Source organism: Bacillus sp. FSL R5-0512 (assembly GCF_038593295.1).
GTDB classification, from domain to species: domain Bacteria; phylum Bacillota; class Bacilli; order Bacillales; family Bacillaceae; genus Bacillus; species Bacillus safensis.
The window spans coordinates 1,334,922-1,350,502 of record NZ_CP151982.1; the positions used below are offsets into that span (position 1 = coordinate 1,334,922).

The window sequence follows — 15,581 nt, forward strand, 5'->3', positions numbered from 1 at the left end:
TGGGTGCCGATTTTTCCTCTTTGGCAAAATTTTAGTTGAAAATACCTATCTGTTAGCAAACTGTAAAATGATAAAAAAATAGTTGATAAAATTAGTTTTCTAATCTAATATTTACTATAGAATATTTTTTATATGATGAGGGGGAAATCCATTGTTTAATGAGAGGGAAGCGTTACGTTTACGATTGGAACAATTAAACGAGGCAGAAGTAAAGGTCATCCGTGAATATCAAATTGAGCGAGATGCGATTTATGCAAAATTAAGAGAATTAGACCGTCAAGGAACAGGTCTAGTGTCAGATACAAAAAAAGAAGTACGTACAGAGAGAAAGACGGATTCACTGCCTGTATTAGCTGAGCTTGCTGCGCAAGAAATGAGAAGCTACCAGCAGCCGGCACAACCACAATCATCATCTTTAGGAACAGGACAGCTAAACGGTGCGCCTGTAGGTATTCCTGAAGGATCGACAAGACGCAGAAGAGGCACAGCTCGTCCTGGCTCTAAGGCAGCGAAGCTTCGTGAAGCTGCGATTAAAACGTTAAAGCGTCATAATGCAGCGATTAAAAGCTCAGAGCTTCAAAAAGAGATCGAAAAAGAGAGCGGTCTTGAAATCCCAAATATGACAACGTTTATGCAAAGCTTAATTAAAATGTACCCTGAAGTGAAGAAGCCTTATCGCGGACAGTATATTTTAGAAGGCGACATTCAAACAGAAGACGAATAAATAAAAAACTGCTGGGCGTAAAAGCCAGCAGTTTTTTATTTCGAGAATTACTTCTTTTGATCAACAGTATAGACAATTTTGCGTTCCTTGGGCAGGTGATCACGCTGTTTTTTGAAGCTGTCGATTTTGACTGTCATGACCTCTCCATTATGCTGCACTGCATCGACTTGTTCCTGAAGTGTTTGAACTTGTTCGTTGAGTTTCTTCAAGATCGGTTCGATTTCTTCTGTCGTTTGCAGGATGCGGTCTCGTGAGAATGGCTGTGCATTTGTTTGTGCTGACTGGTCAATATCAGCAAAATGAGAGGCAATCCATTCTTCGCTTTCTGCTAACTGTTTTTGATAGCTTGTGAGCGTTTCGTAAAAAATCGCTTCTTTTGCTTTTTCAATTTGCAGTAATTTCTCCTGTGTTTCATAAAAACGCTCTTGAAGATGTCTGACGCCTTCCTGTAATACATGGAGCTCTGCGTTTTTATTGCCCAATGTTTGCTGCAGCTTCTCAATCACTGCGGATAAAGTATTTCCTTTTTTCTCCTCTTTTGCAAGTCGTTTATCTTGATCCTCTATCCGTTCATTTAATTGTTGAGAGATTTCTTTATATTTGACAACTTTCAAATGCAGCCTGTGTTTTTCTTCTGTTTCTTTTCTTCTATGATAGGTTTCCTTTTGCAGCATCTCATGGAGAAGGACCATTTTATGTAATAATTCTGATTTGCTGTAGGAGAGTTCCTGTATTTTTGAGGCAGCATCGTGTTGATCATTGGTCATTTCATCCAATTGTTGTTTTAATTGCGTGAAATCCTTTTTCATCTCATGATATTCTTGAGTTAACTTCTTATTTTTAGAATACGTATATGAGGACTGTAAATCAGAGATCATTTGTTGATATTTGGCAGTTTCAGCTTTTAAGTATAAATTCTCTTGAGATAAATCATGGAATAGGGGAGAAGCATGGCGCCTGTTCATCGATAGACCCTCCTTATTCATGTTACCAATAAAGTATGCGAAAGGAGTGCGATTAGAACAACCATATCAAAGGAGGACTTAGTGGATGCACGTAGTGAATGTAATTTTAGCTGGAGGAGCTTCCAGACGCTTTGGAGAGCCAAAGGCAAGTCATATGTATCAAGGGAAACCATTATATGAGCATGTGAAAGAGCAGCTTTTAGAAGGGCAGACGGTTATCATCAGTCATCCGTCGCTTCTTCCTTTTTTCAAAGCAAGAGGTGAACAAAGTGTGTGGTTAGATGATGAAGAGGTGCGCGGATGCGGACCGCTTGCCGGCATATATACGGCGATGCAAAAGCAAAAGGCAGAATGGTATTTAGTAACGGCATGTGACATGCCTTTCATCCGGAAGGAAACGGCGAAAGTATTATCGTCCTATTGCAGCGAGCACACAGATGCCATTATCCCGCTTGTTGAGGGCAGATTACAGCCTTTGCTTGCGCTTTATCACCGCCGCTCTCTGCCGTTTATTCGTGCGTGTTTAAAAGAGAATCAATTTGCCGTCAAGGACTTGCTTCAAAAGCTTCAAGTGCGCATCGTTTCAGAGGAAGAACTGAACGTGACATCAAACGAATTTCGTAATATCAATAAAAGAAGCGATTTACCTGAAAACGGTATGATATGATACATAAAAACGGTGAGGAGAGAGCAGCATTGAATGACCGATATTCAAGACAAATCTTGTTCCCTCCGGTGGGGGAAAAAGGACAGCATGCGCTGGCTGAAAGTCATGTTCTGATCGTTGGAGCCGGTGCTCTTGGTACCGCCTCTGCGGAAGGACTTGTTCGGTCTGGCATCGGTACGCTTACGATTGTCGATCGTGATTATGTGGAATTTTCAAATTTACAGCGGCAGCAGCTGTACACGGAACATGATGCAAAGGCGCATATGCCAAAAGCAGCAGCGGCAAAAAAACGTCTCGAGCAGATCAATCATGAAGTGAAGATACACGCCCTGATTGAAGATGCAGGGGCGGAGCTGTTAAGGCCGTTATTCCAGAGAGCAGATATCGTCATTGATGCAACAGATAATTTTGAGACAAGAATGGTGATGAATGATTTATCGCTAGTAACGAAGACACCGTGGATTTATGGCGCTTGTGTGAGCAGTCAGGGGATGTATATGACCATATTGCCGGATAAAACGCCATGTTTATCATGTGTGTTCACGGCAATGCCTGTTGGCGGCTTGACGTGCGATACAGCGGGGATTATTTCACCTGCCGTTCAAATGGTTTCTGCTTATCAGCAAACAGAGGCACTCAAATATTTAACAGGTCATGAAGAGCAAATCGAGCGGAAATTTGTCACGTTTGATCTTTGGCAGTCTACATCCTTTAAAATGGATTTATCTCGCACGAAGCAGAAAGACTGTCCAACTTGCGGCACGGCAAGAACCTATCCTTATTTACATGACCAGCGTAAAAAATCCACGGTGCTTTGTGGACGTGACACCGTTCAAATTGTATCAAAGGATTTAGCAAAACTATCATTTCAGCATATAAAAGAGCGGCTCTCATCTATATGTGAGGTGGAAGTAAACGACTTCTTAATCCATGTACGCTACGAAAACTACCGAATGGTCTGTTTCAAAGGGGGACGTGCATTAATCCATGGAACAAACGATGAAAAAGAAGCCAATTCATTACTAGCAAGACTGCTAGGGATATAGGAGTGAAGTGTGATGGAAAGACGGCAGCCAATACAAGTAGAAGAGGCCATAAAGAAAGTCCACCAATACGAAAAACATGGAGAAATAGAATGGGTCCCTTTAAAGGACAGCCTTGGACGGTTTATTGCAGAAGATATTTTGGCAGACCATGATGTTCCGGCATTTGATCGTTCTCCGTATGATGGCTTTGCACTTCGGGCAGAAGATACAAAAGAAGCATCAAGCGAGCATCCAGTTGAATTCGAAGTCATTGATCATATTGGTGCAGGAATGGTCTCAGCAAAAACCATCGGTCCCTTTCAGGCCATTCGTATTATGACAGGAGCAAAAATTCCAAATGGCGCAAATGTCGTTATCATGATTGAACTGACGAAGACTTTTGAAAAAGGCGGCAAATCATTCATGTCACTGAAAAGACCGCTGAAAAAGGGAGACAATATTTCTCGTCAAGGAGAAGAGGTACTCAAAGGAAACGTGATGGTCAAAAAAGGAACAGATGTCACTCCTGGCGTCACGGCTCTATTGGCGACATTCGGATATGCGGTAGTGCCAGTTGTCAAAAAACCGGTGATTGGCATTATCTCAACAGGCACAGAGCTTCTTCAAGTAAGTGATGCCATGGTGGACGGCAAGATTAGAAATAGTAATCTTAGTATGGTCTATGCGCAGGTACTTGAGGCCGGAGCTGAGCCGCTTGATTTAGGCGGAGTCTCCGATGACTTTGACAAAAGTTATCATGCAGTAAAAGCAGCCATGAGCAAGGTAGACATTCTGATCACAACAGGCGGTGTGTCAGTGGGCGATTTTGACTTTCTGCCTGCCATTTATGAAAAACTGGGAGCCAAGGTGCTGTTTAATAAAGTAGCCATGAGACCTGGAAGTGTGACGACTGTGGCTGCAATGCCAAATGGTCAATTGCTGTTTGGGCTGTCCGGAAATCCTGCTGCCTGTTTTGTGGGCTTTGAATTATTTGTGAAGCCGATCATCTATAAATGGTATATGAAAGAAAATCCATTTCCCGCTTTTGCAGAGGCGAAACTCACACATGATTTTCCAAAAGCCAATCCGTTTACTCGTTTTGTCAGGGCTGCCCTTCAATTCACTGGCAGTCACATCAGTGTGACTCCGACAGGTCTTGATAAATCAAGTGCAGTGACCTCTATTGCAGAGGCTGACTGTTTCATCGTGCTGCCTGGGGGAACAAGAGGTTTTCAAGCAGGTGATCAAGTTGCTGTTCTGCTGTTTCAGCACAAAGGCGGTGGTTCCTCGTGCTGGATGACAAATTAAGCATATTACAGGTGGTCGGTTATCAAAATAGCGGCAAGACTACCTTGATCGAAAAGCTCTGTCAGCTGGCTGAACGTGAAGGGCTGAAGCTAGGCTGCTTTAAACACCATGGACATGGCGGGACACCAGATCGTCTTTTCAAAGAAAAAGATACCGATCGATATGTACAAGCAGGGGCATATGCCGCAGGTGTGGAAGGAGAGGGTGAATTTCACTTTTCGATGCAGCACATCACGTTAGAGCAGCTGCTCAGCATGTGTCAGCATCTTCCGTTAGACGCTGTTCTCATAGAGGGGTACAAACAGGCGCCTTATCGCAAAATCGTTTGTGTCAAGAATGAAGAGGAGCTTATTGACCTTTCAACTCTTTCTAATATACAGGCAGCTATTTATTTTTCTCAAGAGGATCCATTAACCGAAAATTACCCGTTTCCTGTGTTTTCAGCTTTTGATAAGCGCGGGATGACATTTGCTTTTCACTTATTGAAGGGAGGCGGCACGTTTTGAGCGAACTTTTTAAAATAACAAAAACGCCGATTGAGGTTAACGAATTGATTCAGCATGTGACAAGACGAAAGGCAGGAGCGATTACAACGTTTATCGGGACGGTCAGAGAATGGACAAAAGGCAAGAAAACATTGCGTTTAACGTACGAAGCATACATACCAATGGCGGAAAGTATGCTAAGGCAGATTGGACAAGAAATGAAGAATCGGTGGCCTGACACTGAAGCAGCGATTGTGCACCGGATTGGAACACTTGAGATAACCGATATTGCTGTTGCGATCGCCGTTTCTTCTCCTCATAGGAAGGCTGCCTACGAAGCCAATGAATATGCTATTGAACGAATCAAGGAAATCGTTCCTATTTGGAAAAAAGAATATTGGGAAGATGGAGAGGCCTGGATAGGTAATCAGCTTGAAACGGTTTCATATCCAGAAGGTAAACCTAGCCATCTTCAACTTGCAGAGAAAGAAGGTGATCAGCATGATTAATGTGTTATTGTTCGCCGGCCTTGCTGAGAAGGCCGGGAAACAACAAATCATCATTCAAAAAGAACAAACAACGGTTGATGAGATTAAAATAGAATTACAGGAGGTATATGGTGTTGATGCTGCACAAAATGTAATGGTTGCAGTCAACGAAATATATACGAGGGAAAATGCTGAAGTGCGTAGCGGGGACACTGTTGCACTCATTCCTCCTGTAAGTGGTGGATAATAGATATTAGAGGATTTGGTTATGGCCGCCCGGCTGTAACCAATTTTTTATGTGTGAAAAGTTTGTAGAGGTACTTGGGTGTAATCTTCGTAAATAAAACATCCCCTTCTTGCTTTAGAAATGTGAGGATCGAGCTGCTGAATGAGATCATACAATTCGCTGATTCGTCTCACATTGAAATCTGTTTGGGCTTGAAGCTGTTCCTTTAATTCTTTTGTGCTCACAATGCTTCCCTTTTTCTCTTTAATAATATCTACACATCTTGCAGCGTAGTATATTTTGTCGTTAGAAGGTCTGCTTTCTTTCATATCAAGTAATTTGAGCTCATGATAAATCGATTCTCTTTCCTTTCGAAAGTATTGCCATGCTTCTTGTTCCTTTTCATACAGTAAAATCAATTGCATTTTCAATTTTTCTCTTAACATTCACTTGACTCCATTTCCACTATCATTTAACCTACCTCTATTTTACATTATATGAAAAAATAACTTTTGATCAAGTAAAATCCCTTTATTTTTAATTTTTTAATATGAAAGTATTGATACTAAAGACTTATTTGTTCTGTAAAAGAAACCAATCATAGTCCTATAAAGCCGGGATTTGTCCAAATTACTAGGATTATTTTAACAAAAAATTGTTGTGTCTATCTAAGACCATGCGAATCCAAAAGAAAAGGATATTTATTCCGAAAGACATATTGTTTACTTAATAAAATGTTTTTAAGTCAGTAAAAGCACGATTCTTGATATGAATATGGTCGGATCATGGGGTCATTTGAAGGGTTTCATTCGTGAAAATAGAATAATAGATAAAATTTTTTCTCAACGAAAATAAGAAAATCAAATGATCGATCACTTATTGGCAATCTTTTGATAAAATAGAAAGAAAAAGAGCGTCATTGTGCGTTTGCATATTTGCTTGACATAGAGAGGATGACATTTGGTGAAAGAAAACATGCAAAAACCTACGATCATTGGAGTGAGCACAAGACCATCAGAGCACCTGAAAAGAGTATGGGAACATCCAGTTGTTTGGTGGCCTTTATCTTGTGTGCTTATTTTAACAGTTGTTGTGACTTATTTGTCTGAGCTCGTAAATAAGGGAATGTGGGCAGATTTAAGTTTGCCGGTACCTGTTGTTTATGTGGTGACGCTCATTGGTCTGGTATTTGGGATTGTCATCAATGCTGCTATATATAAGTTCATCGTATTTTTAGCGAAAGGTGATGCATCATTTCGGCAGCTGTTTTCAGCGGTTCTGTTCATTACACCCGTTACGATCATTGGGACGATTATTTCTCATTTGGCAGTAATCCTTTTTCATGTTCCAAAAGATGTCACGGTTACTTCGTTAAACGCACTCATTCGAATTTCTGGTCCATGGCAGGCGGTGTTAGCCAATATCGATTTATTTGTGATCTGGAATCTTGTTTTAACAGGCTTTTTATTCATCCAAGTTGGGCGTATATCACCGAAAATTTCTTGGGTGATTATAGGCGTCTTTTATATTTTATCGTTAATTTTTCAATATGTAGGAACAGCAATTAACATATCAGTAAGCTGGGGGTAGAATGTTTTTATGAGAAAGAAAATCATCATCGGATCTATTTTAATTATTGTGATTGGACTATTTATTGGATTTAATATTGCGAAAAACCAAGCAAAGCCTGTTTCTACAGCAGCGATTAAAACAGTCAAACTCACGCCGAAAGAAATCACATCTACGGTGATGACACCCGGGACACTTTCATTTTCTGAAGAGCAGTTCATCTATGAAGAAGAGGAAAAGGGGAAATTGAAGGGAATTGCTGTGAAAGAAGGGGAAAAGGTAAAGGCTGGAACGCCGCTTCTTACATATGAAAACAAGGAACTGGAGCTTGAGGAGCAGCAGCAAGCATTAGCCGCTGAGTCAAGTACATTAAAATTGGAACAATTGCAAAATAGGCTGAGTGAATTAGATGAGAAAAAAGCAGGCGGTTCTGACGCTAATGCCAAAAGCGAGCGAGATCAGCTTCAATTAGAACTGAAAGCGGCTGAATTAGAACAAAAGCAAGCAGAGATCAGCCAAGAAAAAGTAAAGGCGCAAATAGAAGATTTAACCGTACATAGTAAAATTGATGGAACAGTGATTTCCATTGAGCAAGAGGCCGGAGCAGGGGGGCCGGAAGATAGGCAGCCGATCATCCATATTGGTAATGAGAAAAAAATGATCGTGCGGGGTTTGATCTCAGAGTATGATGCCATCAAAATCAAAAAGAAACAAAAAGTGAAGGTAACGTCTGATGTCATTCGCGGGAAGAGCTGGCAAGGAGTCGTGAAAAAAGTAGGTGCTGTTCCTGTCCAGACTGCGGCCGAAACAACTTCGAGCGATCAAACGGTTCAATATCCTGTTGAAGTTGAAATAAAGGGGAAGAAACCTGAGGCGAAGCCTGGTTTTAAAATGATCATGGAAATTGAAACAGATAAGCGCCAAGCGCAAACAATTCCTGAAACAGCAGTAAAAAAAGAGACTGATGGACAATACGTTTATGTTGTTCGAGAAAATGTACTGAAAAAAGTAAAAGTGGTCATAGGGGAAACGTCAGGTCATGATCTTGAAGTGACAAAAGGTGTCAAGGCAGAGGACCAAATCATTGCTCATCCAACAGATGACATGTATGACGGAATGGAAGTGAATGCTGAATGATTCAGCTTTCCAACGTAACAAAAAGCTATGAGGTCGCACACGAAACATTTGATGTATTAAGTGACATGAATCTTGTCATTGAAAAAGGTGAGTATATGTCCATTATGGGCCCGTCAGGCTCTGGAAAGTCAACGTTAATGAATATTATTGGCTGTTTAGACCGCCCGACGACGGGACAATATCATTTTCAAGGTACAGAGCTGTCAGCAGCAAAGGATCAAGAGCTCGCGGTCATTCGAAATCAATCCATTGGATTTGTTTTTCAGCAATTTCACCTCCTGCCAAGGTTAAATGCGAGACGCAATGTTGAACTTCCGATGATTTACGCTGGGATCAGCCAAAAGGAAAGAAAAGAACGTGCGGAATTGGCACTTGAAAAGGTTGGTTTGGCAGATCGAATGAAACATATGCCAAGTGAGTTGTCAGGAGGACAAAAGCAAAGGGTGGCAATTGCACGAGCGATTGTCAATAAGCCTCAGCTTATTTTGGCAGACGAACCGACTGGTGCTCTCGACTCAAAAACAAGCATGTCAATTATGGAACAGTTTACACAGCTGAATGAGGAAGGGACAACGATTGTGCTTGTCACCCATGAAGAAGAAATAGCTGCGTATACAAACCGTACGGTCGTTGTGAGAGATGGACGGCTTGTTGAAGATAGATGGATGCAAGGGGACGCTATGAATGAAACTCTTTGAAAATATCAAAATAGCGCTGAATTCGGTTTTAGCTCATAAATTACGTTCTATTTTAACGATGCTTGGGATTATTATTGGTGTTGGATCAGTCATTGCAGTCGTGGCGATCGGTCAAGGCGGTGAGCAAATGTTAAAAGGATCGATTTCAGGTCCAAACAATACCATTGATATGACATATACGCCTTCTGACGAAGAGTTAAATGCAAATCCAAATGCTTTATTCGAAGCCTCATTTACTGAGGAAGACATAAAAAGCATTAGGACAATCAATGGGGTGAAGCAGGTCGCCTCCTCGACTGCACAAGGAATGCAGCTGAGATTTCAAGATACGACAGTTGATGCGACAGTTAACGGCATAAATGAGGGGTATACGGATGTACATTCATTACAAATCGCAGAAGGACAGAATTTAAGAGATATTGACTTTAGAAGCGGCAGAAGAGCTGCCCTCATCTCGGATGGCTTACAAAAAGAACTATTCAATGGACAAAAGGCATTAGGTGAACTGATTTGGATGAACGGACAGCCAGTTGAAGTCATCGGTGTGTTAGCAAAACAGAAAGGGATGTTTTCATTTGATATGAATGAAATATATGTCCCATTTGCGATGCTCACCTCCACATTTGGTATGAATGAATATGATAAGTTGTCTATTCAAGTCGCACATGCGGATCAAATGAAGGAAGTAGGAAAGAGCGCGGCTGCCATATTAAATGAAAATCATCATACAGAAGATGCTTACGAAATGATCAATATGGAAGAAATCGCAGAAGGGATCGGTCAAATAACGTCCGTTATGACAACGATCATTGGCTCAATAGCCGGAATCTCTTTACTTGTCGGCGGCATCGGTGTGATGAATATTATGCTCGTTTCTGTGACAGAGAGGACAAGAGAAATCGGTATTCGAAAGGCGATGGGCGCAACAAGGGCGCAAATTCTCGTTCAGTTTTTAATTGAGTCTGTCGTTTTAACACTCATCGGCGGGCTGATGGGAATTGCACTTGGTTTAGGCGGTGCTTCGCTAGTATCACTATTTGCCGGCTGGCCGTCTCTCGTATCTTGGCAAGTGGTTTGTGGAGGCGTACTGTTTAGTATGCTCATTGGTATTGTTTTTGGGTTAATTCCTGCGAATAAAGCAGCGAGACTAGACCCTATTGAATCGCTCAGGTATGAATAATTCGGAGAAGAAAAAAGCATACAAACGGTTTACATTCGCCTTCATTACCCATCAAAAGCTTTTATGCAAATCGCATAAAAGCTTTTTTTAGTTCCATTGAATGAAATAAAAAATGATAGAAATGCTAATATCATGACTTTCATCTTAATGTCACATATTTTTCAGTTTACAAATGGTACATATAAAGGTAAGATGACCATGGTGAAAGATTTTGATAGTTATTGAATGTATTTGATTGTTTTGTATTGATAATGTTGAAAAAAGCGATTACAATAAAGGTGCGCGCAAAATGAATACGTTTTCAAAAGGGGTGTTCTCATGTTAACACCGGAAAGACATCAACTCATTATCGACAGCTTAGAAGAAAATGATGTCATTAAAATACAGGACTTAACGATGATGACGGATGCGTCTGAATCTACAATTAGAAGAGATTTATCAGCCCTTGAAGAAAAAGGATTTCTGAAAAGGGTTCATGGAGGAGCGGCCAAGGTTTCGAGTATTCGCCTTGAACCAGATGTATTTGAGAAATCTGCCAAAAACCTTCAAGAAAAGTCATTGGTAGCAGAGGCAGCGGCATCTCTTTTAAAACAGGGCGACTGTATTTATTTAGATGCTGGTACAACCACACAGCAAATGATTGAATATATCGATCCAGATCAAGATATTGTCGTGGTGACAAACGGTGTGATGCACATTGAAGCACTTATGAGAAAAGGTATTTCCTTTTACTTGATAGGCGGATCAGTGAAACATCGAACAGGAGCCATGGTGGGAGCCGCAGCTTTGACAGCGATGGAAAATTATCGTTTTGACAAAAGCTTTGTTGGGACAAACGGCATTCATCCCGAGGCGGGTTTTACAACGCCTGATCCAGAGGAAGCACTCATGAAAAAAAGAGCCATGAAACAGGCGAAAAAAACCTATATCTTATCAGATGCCTCGAAGTTTGGCGAAATATCGTTTTCAACCTTTGCTAGTTTACAGGAAGCCACCATTATCACAAACGACGCAAAAGAGGATTCATTCGATAATTACCATGAAAAAACGGTTATAAAGGTAGTGAAAACATGATTTATACAGTTACTTTAAACCCATCAGTTGATTACATTGTACACGTGGAGGATTTTGCAGTCGGCGGTTTAAATCGTTCAACCTATGATCAAAAATATCCAGGTGGTAAAGGAATTAATGTCTCAAGGCTATTAAAACGTCACGGTGTTGAATCAAAAGCACTTGGATTCATTGGTGGATTTACAGGCAAATATATTCAGGATTTTTTACAGAACGAACAATTACAAACAGCCTTTCACGAGGTGTCAGAAGATACAAGAATTAATGTGAAACTAAAAACAGGTGAAGAGACAGAAATCAACGGACTCGGCCCATCAATTACTGAAGCGCAATTTGAGTCATTTCTATCTCAATTTTCTTCATTAACTGAAGGAGATGTCGTGGTTTTAGCTGGCAGCATTCCTTCTTCATTACCTCATAACACATATGAGCGTATTGCTGAAGTTTGCAAAGAGCAAGGTGTAAGAGTTGTTCTTGATATTTCTGGCGAAGCGTTAAAAAAAGCAGCTGACATGAAACCATTCTTAATGAAGCCAAATCATCATGAACTGGGTGAAATGTTTGAGACGAGTATTTCATCAGCAGAAGAAGCAATTCCTTATGGGAAAAAGCTGTTAGAACAAGGTGCTGAACATGTCATCGTCTCCATGGCTGGAGATGGCGCCCTTTTATTCAGTAAAGAAGGAATCTATCAGTCCAATGTTCCAAAGGGAACGCTCGTTAATTCAGTTGGAGCAGGAGATTCAGTCGTTGCAGGGTTTTTAGCCGGCGTTTCAAAAGGCCTTTCAATTGAAGATTCATTTAAGCTTGGTGTTACTTCAGGAAGCGCTACAGCCTTTTCTGAGGAGCTTGGCACAAAAGAGCTTGTTGACACACTATTACCACAAGTAAAAGTCACACGCATTTAAAGGAGGAGTCATCATGAAAATTACAGAACTACTCACGAAGCATACCATTAAGCTTCAATTAGACAGCCAGCAGAAAGAAGCAGTCATTGAAGAGCTGGTCACTGTTTTAGATACAGCAGGCAAGTTAAATGATAAAGAGGGCTACAAAGAAGCTGTGATTAATCGTGAAAAACAGAGCTCTACTGGTATTGGTGAAGGAATTGCCATCCCGCACGCTAAAACAGCAAGTGTAAAAGAGCCTGCCATTGCATTTGGCCGCTCAACTGCTGGTGTTGATTATGAATCACTAGACGCGCAGCCGAGTCATCTTGTCTTTATGATTGCCGCAACTGAAGGCGCAAACAACACGCACTTAGAGGCACTTTCTCGTTTATCCACACTTCTAATGCGTGAAGAAATCCGAAAGCAGCTCCTTGAAGCGGCGACTGAAGATGAAATCATTGAGATCATCAATACACATGATCAAGATGATGAAGAAGAAGAGGAAGTTCAAGAGGAGCCGGCAGCAGAAGGAAAACCCGCTAAAATTTTAGCAGTAACAGCTTGCCCAACAGGCATTGCCCATACATTTATGGCAGCAGATGCTTTGAAAGAAAAAGCAAAAGAAATGGGCGTTGACATTAAAGTTGAAACAAACGGCTCTGGCGGTATTAAACATGCCCTTACAGCAAAAGAAATTGAAGAAGCACCAGCCATCATTGTAGCAGCGGACAAGCAAGTAGAAATGGAACGCTTTAAAGGCAAGCATGTCATTGAAGTCCCTGTAACAGCTGGTATTCGCCGTCCACAGGAATTAATTGAAAAAGCAATCAATCAAGATGCGCCGATTTATAAAGGTTCAGGCGGCAATTCTTCTAAAGACGAAAATGAATCATCTGGCAAAGGAAGAAGCGGATTTTACAAGCACTTAATGAGTGGTGTAAGTAACATGCTTCCATTTGTTGTCGGAGGAGGTATCCTTGTTGCGATTTCATTCTTCTGGGGCATTAACTCAGCAGATCCTAAGGACCCTTCATTTAATTCATTTGCAGCTGTCTTAAAAGGAATTGGCGGCGATAATGCGCTTGCCTTAATCGTTGCTGTATTAGCTGGATTTATTGCCATGAGTATTGCAGATCGTCCAGGTTTTGCGCCAGGTATGGTCGGTGGTTTTATGGCGTCAGCAGCAGGTGCAGGGTTCTTAGGCGGACTGATTGCTGGTTTCCTAGCAGGTTACATTGTTGTGCTGCTCAAAAAAGTATTCACATTCGTACCGCAGACACTCGACGGGATTAAACCGGTTCTGCTGTATCCGTTGTTCGGTATTTTCTTCACAGGCATTATCATGCATTATATTGTCAACACACCAGTGAAAATGGTGATGGACGGATTAACACATTGGCTTGAATCATTAGGTACGGGAAACCTTGTCTTAATGGGTATTATTTTAGCTGGTATGATGGCAATTGATATGGGAGGCCCAATTAACAAAGCGGCTTACACATTTGGTCTTGCAATGATTGCTGCTGGCAACTATGCACCGCATGCTGCAATTATGGCAGGCGGAATGGTACCACCACTAGGTATTGCACTTGCAACAACGATCTTTAGAAATAAGTTCTCAAAACGTGACCGTGAAGCAGGGATTACATGTTACTTCATGGGAGCTGCCTTCATCACTGAAGGGGCGATCCCGTTTGCGGCAGCAGATCCTCTTCGTGTGATTCCTTCAGCTGTTATTGGTGCAGCAGTTGCTGGCGGATTAACGGAATTCTTTAGAGTGACGCTTCCTGCACCGCATGGCGGACTATTTGTTTTCTGGGTAACAAATCATCCAGTTCTTTATATCATCAGCATCTTAATCGGTGCTGTTGTGACAGCGATTTTACTGGGTATTTTGAAAAAACCAGTCAGGCAAGAAGCGTAATGCAGAAGAGAAGCATCGTGAAAAACGGTGCTTCTTTTTGTTTAATCATCAGTGAATTAGGAAAAAATATCTAATTAGATGGTTGTCTTGTGAATTTTTAAATGACATATGATAAAGTAAAGTTATTCAATTCACGTTTCAAGTCTTTTAGCAGAAAGTCTTAGGAGGAAGCAGTATTTTGAACGAAGAAAACAAACAAAACGAAAATGAAATTCAATCTGATGCGAAGCAAGCCAAAACAGAGAAGAAAAGTTCACTGTTTGAATGGATCAAAGCCATTTTAATCGCACTTGCACTCGTCTTGCTCATCCGTACGTTTATATTTGAACCGTATGTGGTGGAAGGAGAGTCAATGGAACCAACACTTCATGACGGGGAAAAGCTGTTTGTCAACAAAACCATTAACTATCTCGGTGGTGTAAAACGCGGTGACATCGTGATTATTAATGGAAAAGATGGTCAGAAGATTCATTATGTCAAACGATTGATCGGCCTTCCAGGTGATACGATTGAAATGAAGGATGATACGCTTTACATTAATGGAAAAAAAGTAGATGAGCCTTATTTAAAAGAGAACAAGGCGCATGCGAAAGAGTATGAAGTGCATTTAACTGGAGATTTTGGCCCAGTGAAAGTACCGAAAAACGATTACTTTGTGATGGGGGACAACAGACTGAATTCCATGGACAGCAGAAATGGACTTGGCCTCATTGAGAAGGATCGGGTTGTCGGGACATCAGAATTTGTTTTCTTCCCATTTGGCGATATTCGACAGACAAAATAAAAGCACCTTCTCGTGGGCAAGAGAAGGTACTTGAACAAGCGACCCTTACAGAAGGGTCGTTTTTAATTTGGCGTGAGCACTGTGACAATGATCACAATCGCTAGAACAGAAGCGAATACAGATCCGGTAATGGCTAAAACGGATCGAAACAATCCGATCTTTTGGTTTTCTTTTCCCCGCTTTTGTAAAAAACGTTTGGAAAAGATGTGAACCAGTGTGTAAATGAGGATAAGCCCAATATAAAGGCCAAAGTCCCTCGCATTAAAGCCTGTTGCAGATAAATAAATGCCCATAAAGAAAATCAATAAACAGTATTCCATCAGTGTGAGTAATCTCAAATCGCCCGAACTCCTTCAATCAATCATTCCCGTTTATTATATCATAATAGACAAAAAGCCTTCGTTCTTAGCGAGAGACGTTTCTATCAAACGTTATTC

General features: G+C 41.1%; 18 protein-coding genes. 15 read left to right on the plus strand and 3 right to left on the minus strand.

What is annotated here, in order from left to right:
• Positions 1 to 151 precede the first annotated feature (151 nt).
• A complete protein-coding gene (rok, locus tag NSQ25_RS06795) occupies positions 152 to 724 on the plus strand; it encodes a transcriptional regulator Rok (protein WP_024426871.1) in 573 nt (190 codons plus the stop codon).
• Between the two features lie 47 nt (positions 725 to 771).
• Here the strand turns inward: rok and NSQ25_RS06800 are convergent, their stop codons facing one another.
• Positions 772 to 1,689 (minus strand): sigmaE regulated sporulation protein, encoded by a 918-nt coding sequence (locus tag NSQ25_RS06800; RefSeq protein WP_326136489.1) that lies wholly within the window; start codon positions 1,687 to 1,689, stop codon positions 772 to 774.
• An 85-nt stretch (positions 1,690 to 1,774) separates the two neighbouring features.
• Between NSQ25_RS06800 and NSQ25_RS06805 the strand changes: the two genes are divergently transcribed.
• Genes NSQ25_RS06805 through moaD form a run of 6 tightly spaced genes read left to right on the plus strand, consistent with a single transcriptional unit; the run spans position 1,775 to position 5,909 of the window.
• Entirely contained in the window at positions 1,775 to 2,356 is a 582-nt protein-coding gene (locus tag NSQ25_RS06805; protein ID WP_326136488.1) for a molybdenum cofactor guanylyltransferase, read from the plus strand.
• A gap of 29 nt (positions 2,357 to 2,385) precedes the next feature.
• Positions 2,386 to 3,402, plus strand: a complete 1,017-nt coding sequence (locus tag NSQ25_RS06810) for a thiazole biosynthesis adenylyltransferase ThiF (RefSeq protein WP_326136486.1) — start codon at positions 2,386 to 2,388, stop codon at positions 3,400 to 3,402.
• A gap of 9 nt (positions 3,403 to 3,411) precedes the next feature.
• Positions 3,412 to 4,689 (plus strand): gephyrin-like molybdotransferase Glp, encoded by a 1,278-nt coding sequence (glp, locus tag NSQ25_RS06815; protein WP_326136485.1) that lies wholly within the window; start codon positions 3,412 to 3,414, stop codon positions 4,687 to 4,689.
• The gene (gene mobB / locus NSQ25_RS06820) at positions 4,671 to 5,195 is read left to right on the plus strand and encodes a molybdopterin-guanine dinucleotide biosynthesis protein B (RefSeq protein ID WP_065214461.1); all 525 of its coding nucleotides are present in this window, start codon (positions 4,671 to 4,673) and stop codon (positions 5,193 to 5,195) included. The genes glp and mobB overlap by 19 nt, the downstream gene beginning before the upstream one ends.
• Complete coding sequence (locus NSQ25_RS06825; RefSeq protein ID WP_326136484.1) at positions 5,192 to 5,683, plus strand: molybdenum cofactor biosynthesis protein MoaE; 492 nt, start codon at positions 5,192 to 5,194, stop codon at positions 5,681 to 5,683. Before mobB ends, NSQ25_RS06825 begins: the two co-directional genes overlap by 4 nt.
• On the plus strand, positions 5,676 to 5,909 hold the full coding sequence (gene moaD, locus NSQ25_RS06830; RefSeq protein ID WP_034281607.1) for a molybdopterin converting factor subunit 1: 234 nt from the start codon (positions 5,676 to 5,678) through the stop codon (positions 5,907 to 5,909). The genes NSQ25_RS06825 and moaD overlap by 8 nt, the downstream gene beginning before the upstream one ends.
• A 47-nt stretch (positions 5,910 to 5,956) precedes the next feature.
• Here the strand turns inward: moaD and NSQ25_RS06835 are convergent, their stop codons facing one another.
• Positions 5,957 to 6,334 carry a hypothetical protein gene (locus tag NSQ25_RS06835; RefSeq protein ID WP_065214314.1) on the minus strand — a complete coding sequence of 126 codons (378 nt, stop codon included), beginning with the start codon at positions 6,332 to 6,334 and terminating at the stop codon, positions 5,957 to 5,959.
• A gap of 517 nt (positions 6,335 to 6,851) precedes the next feature.
• Here NSQ25_RS06835 and NSQ25_RS06840 point away from each other — a divergent pair.
• From NSQ25_RS06840 to lepB, 8 genes are all read left to right on the plus strand, one after another.
• Positions 6,852 to 7,478: a YIP1 family protein gene (locus NSQ25_RS06840; protein WP_065214315.1), complete on the plus strand. Its 627-nt coding sequence runs from the start codon at positions 6,852 to 6,854 to the stop codon at positions 7,476 to 7,478.
• 9 nt (positions 7,479 to 7,487) lie between these two features.
• Positions 7,488 to 8,594 carry an efflux RND transporter periplasmic adaptor subunit gene (locus NSQ25_RS06845; RefSeq protein ID WP_061109778.1) on the plus strand — a complete coding sequence of 369 codons (1,107 nt, stop codon included), beginning with the start codon at positions 7,488 to 7,490 and terminating at the stop codon, positions 8,592 to 8,594.
• The gene (locus NSQ25_RS06850; RefSeq protein ID WP_034281612.1) at positions 8,591 to 9,292 is read left to right on the plus strand and encodes an ABC transporter ATP-binding protein; all 702 of its coding nucleotides are present in this window, start codon (positions 8,591 to 8,593) and stop codon (positions 9,290 to 9,292) included. The genes NSQ25_RS06845 and NSQ25_RS06850 overlap by 4 nt, the downstream gene beginning before the upstream one ends.
• Positions 9,279 to 10,472 carry an ABC transporter permease gene (locus NSQ25_RS06855; protein WP_061109780.1) on the plus strand — a complete coding sequence of 398 codons (1,194 nt, stop codon included), beginning with the start codon at positions 9,279 to 9,281 and terminating at the stop codon, positions 10,470 to 10,472. The genes NSQ25_RS06850 and NSQ25_RS06855 overlap by 14 nt, the downstream gene beginning before the upstream one ends.
• 318 nt (positions 10,473 to 10,790) lie before the next feature.
• A complete protein-coding gene (locus tag NSQ25_RS06860; RefSeq protein ID WP_326136483.1) occupies positions 10,791 to 11,546 on the plus strand; it encodes a DeoR/GlpR family DNA-binding transcription regulator in 756 nt (251 codons plus the stop codon).
• A complete protein-coding gene (gene pfkB, locus NSQ25_RS06865; protein ID WP_034281616.1) occupies positions 11,543 to 12,454 on the plus strand; it encodes a 1-phosphofructokinase in 912 nt (303 codons plus the stop codon). Before NSQ25_RS06860 ends, pfkB begins: the two co-directional genes overlap by 4 nt.
• A 13-nt stretch (positions 12,455 to 12,467) precedes the next feature.
• Positions 12,468 to 14,360 (plus strand): PTS fructose transporter subunit IIABC, encoded by a 1,893-nt coding sequence (locus NSQ25_RS06870; protein WP_061109782.1) that lies wholly within the window; start codon positions 12,468 to 12,470, stop codon positions 14,358 to 14,360.
• Positions 14,361 to 14,571: 211 nt separating this feature from the next.
• Positions 14,572 to 15,144 carry a signal peptidase I gene (gene lepB, locus NSQ25_RS06875; RefSeq protein ID WP_029706712.1) on the plus strand — a complete coding sequence of 191 codons (573 nt, stop codon included), beginning with the start codon at positions 14,572 to 14,574 and terminating at the stop codon, positions 15,142 to 15,144.
• Between the two features lie 62 nt (positions 15,145 to 15,206).
• Here lepB and NSQ25_RS06880 read toward each other — a convergent pair whose 3' ends face one another.
• Positions 15,207 to 15,482, minus strand: a complete 276-nt coding sequence (locus NSQ25_RS06880; RefSeq protein WP_070325775.1) for a hypothetical protein — start codon at positions 15,480 to 15,482, stop codon at positions 15,207 to 15,209.
• Positions 15,483 to 15,581 lie beyond the last annotated feature (99 nt).

Bases quoted from the DNA above. Each gene is read 5' to 3' on its own strand.
- NSQ25_RS06845 (WP_061109778.1), top strand. From the start codon at position 7,488: ATGAGAAAGAAAATCATCATCGGATCTATTTTAATTATTGTGATTGGA.
- NSQ25_RS06835 (WP_065214314.1), bottom strand. From the start codon at position 6,334: ATGTTAAGAGAAAAATTGAAAATGCAATTGATTTTACTGTATGAAAAG.
- NSQ25_RS06860 (WP_326136483.1), top strand. From the start codon at position 10,791: ATGTTAACACCGGAAAGACATCAACTCATTATCGACAGCTTAGAAGAA.
- NSQ25_RS06855 (WP_061109780.1), top strand. From the start codon at position 9,279: ATGAAACTCTTTGAAAATATCAAAATAGCGCTGAATTCGGTTTTAGCT.
- NSQ25_RS06850 (WP_034281612.1), top strand. From the start codon at position 8,591: ATGATTCAGCTTTCCAACGTAACAAAAAGCTATGAGGTCGCACACGAA.
- NSQ25_RS06870 (WP_061109782.1), top strand. From the start codon at position 12,468: ATGAAAATTACAGAACTACTCACGAAGCATACCATTAAGCTTCAATTA.
- pfkB (WP_034281616.1), top strand. From the start codon at position 11,543: ATGATTTATACAGTTACTTTAAACCCATCAGTTGATTACATTGTACAC.
- NSQ25_RS06805 (WP_326136488.1), top strand. From the start codon at position 1,775: ATGCACGTAGTGAATGTAATTTTAGCTGGAGGAGCTTCCAGACGCTTT.
- moaD (WP_034281607.1), top strand. From the start codon at position 5,676: ATGATTAATGTGTTATTGTTCGCCGGCCTTGCTGAGAAGGCCGGGAAA.
- NSQ25_RS06800 (WP_326136489.1), bottom strand. From the start codon at position 1,689: ATGAACAGGCGCCATGCTTCTCCCCTATTCCATGATTTATCTCAAGAG.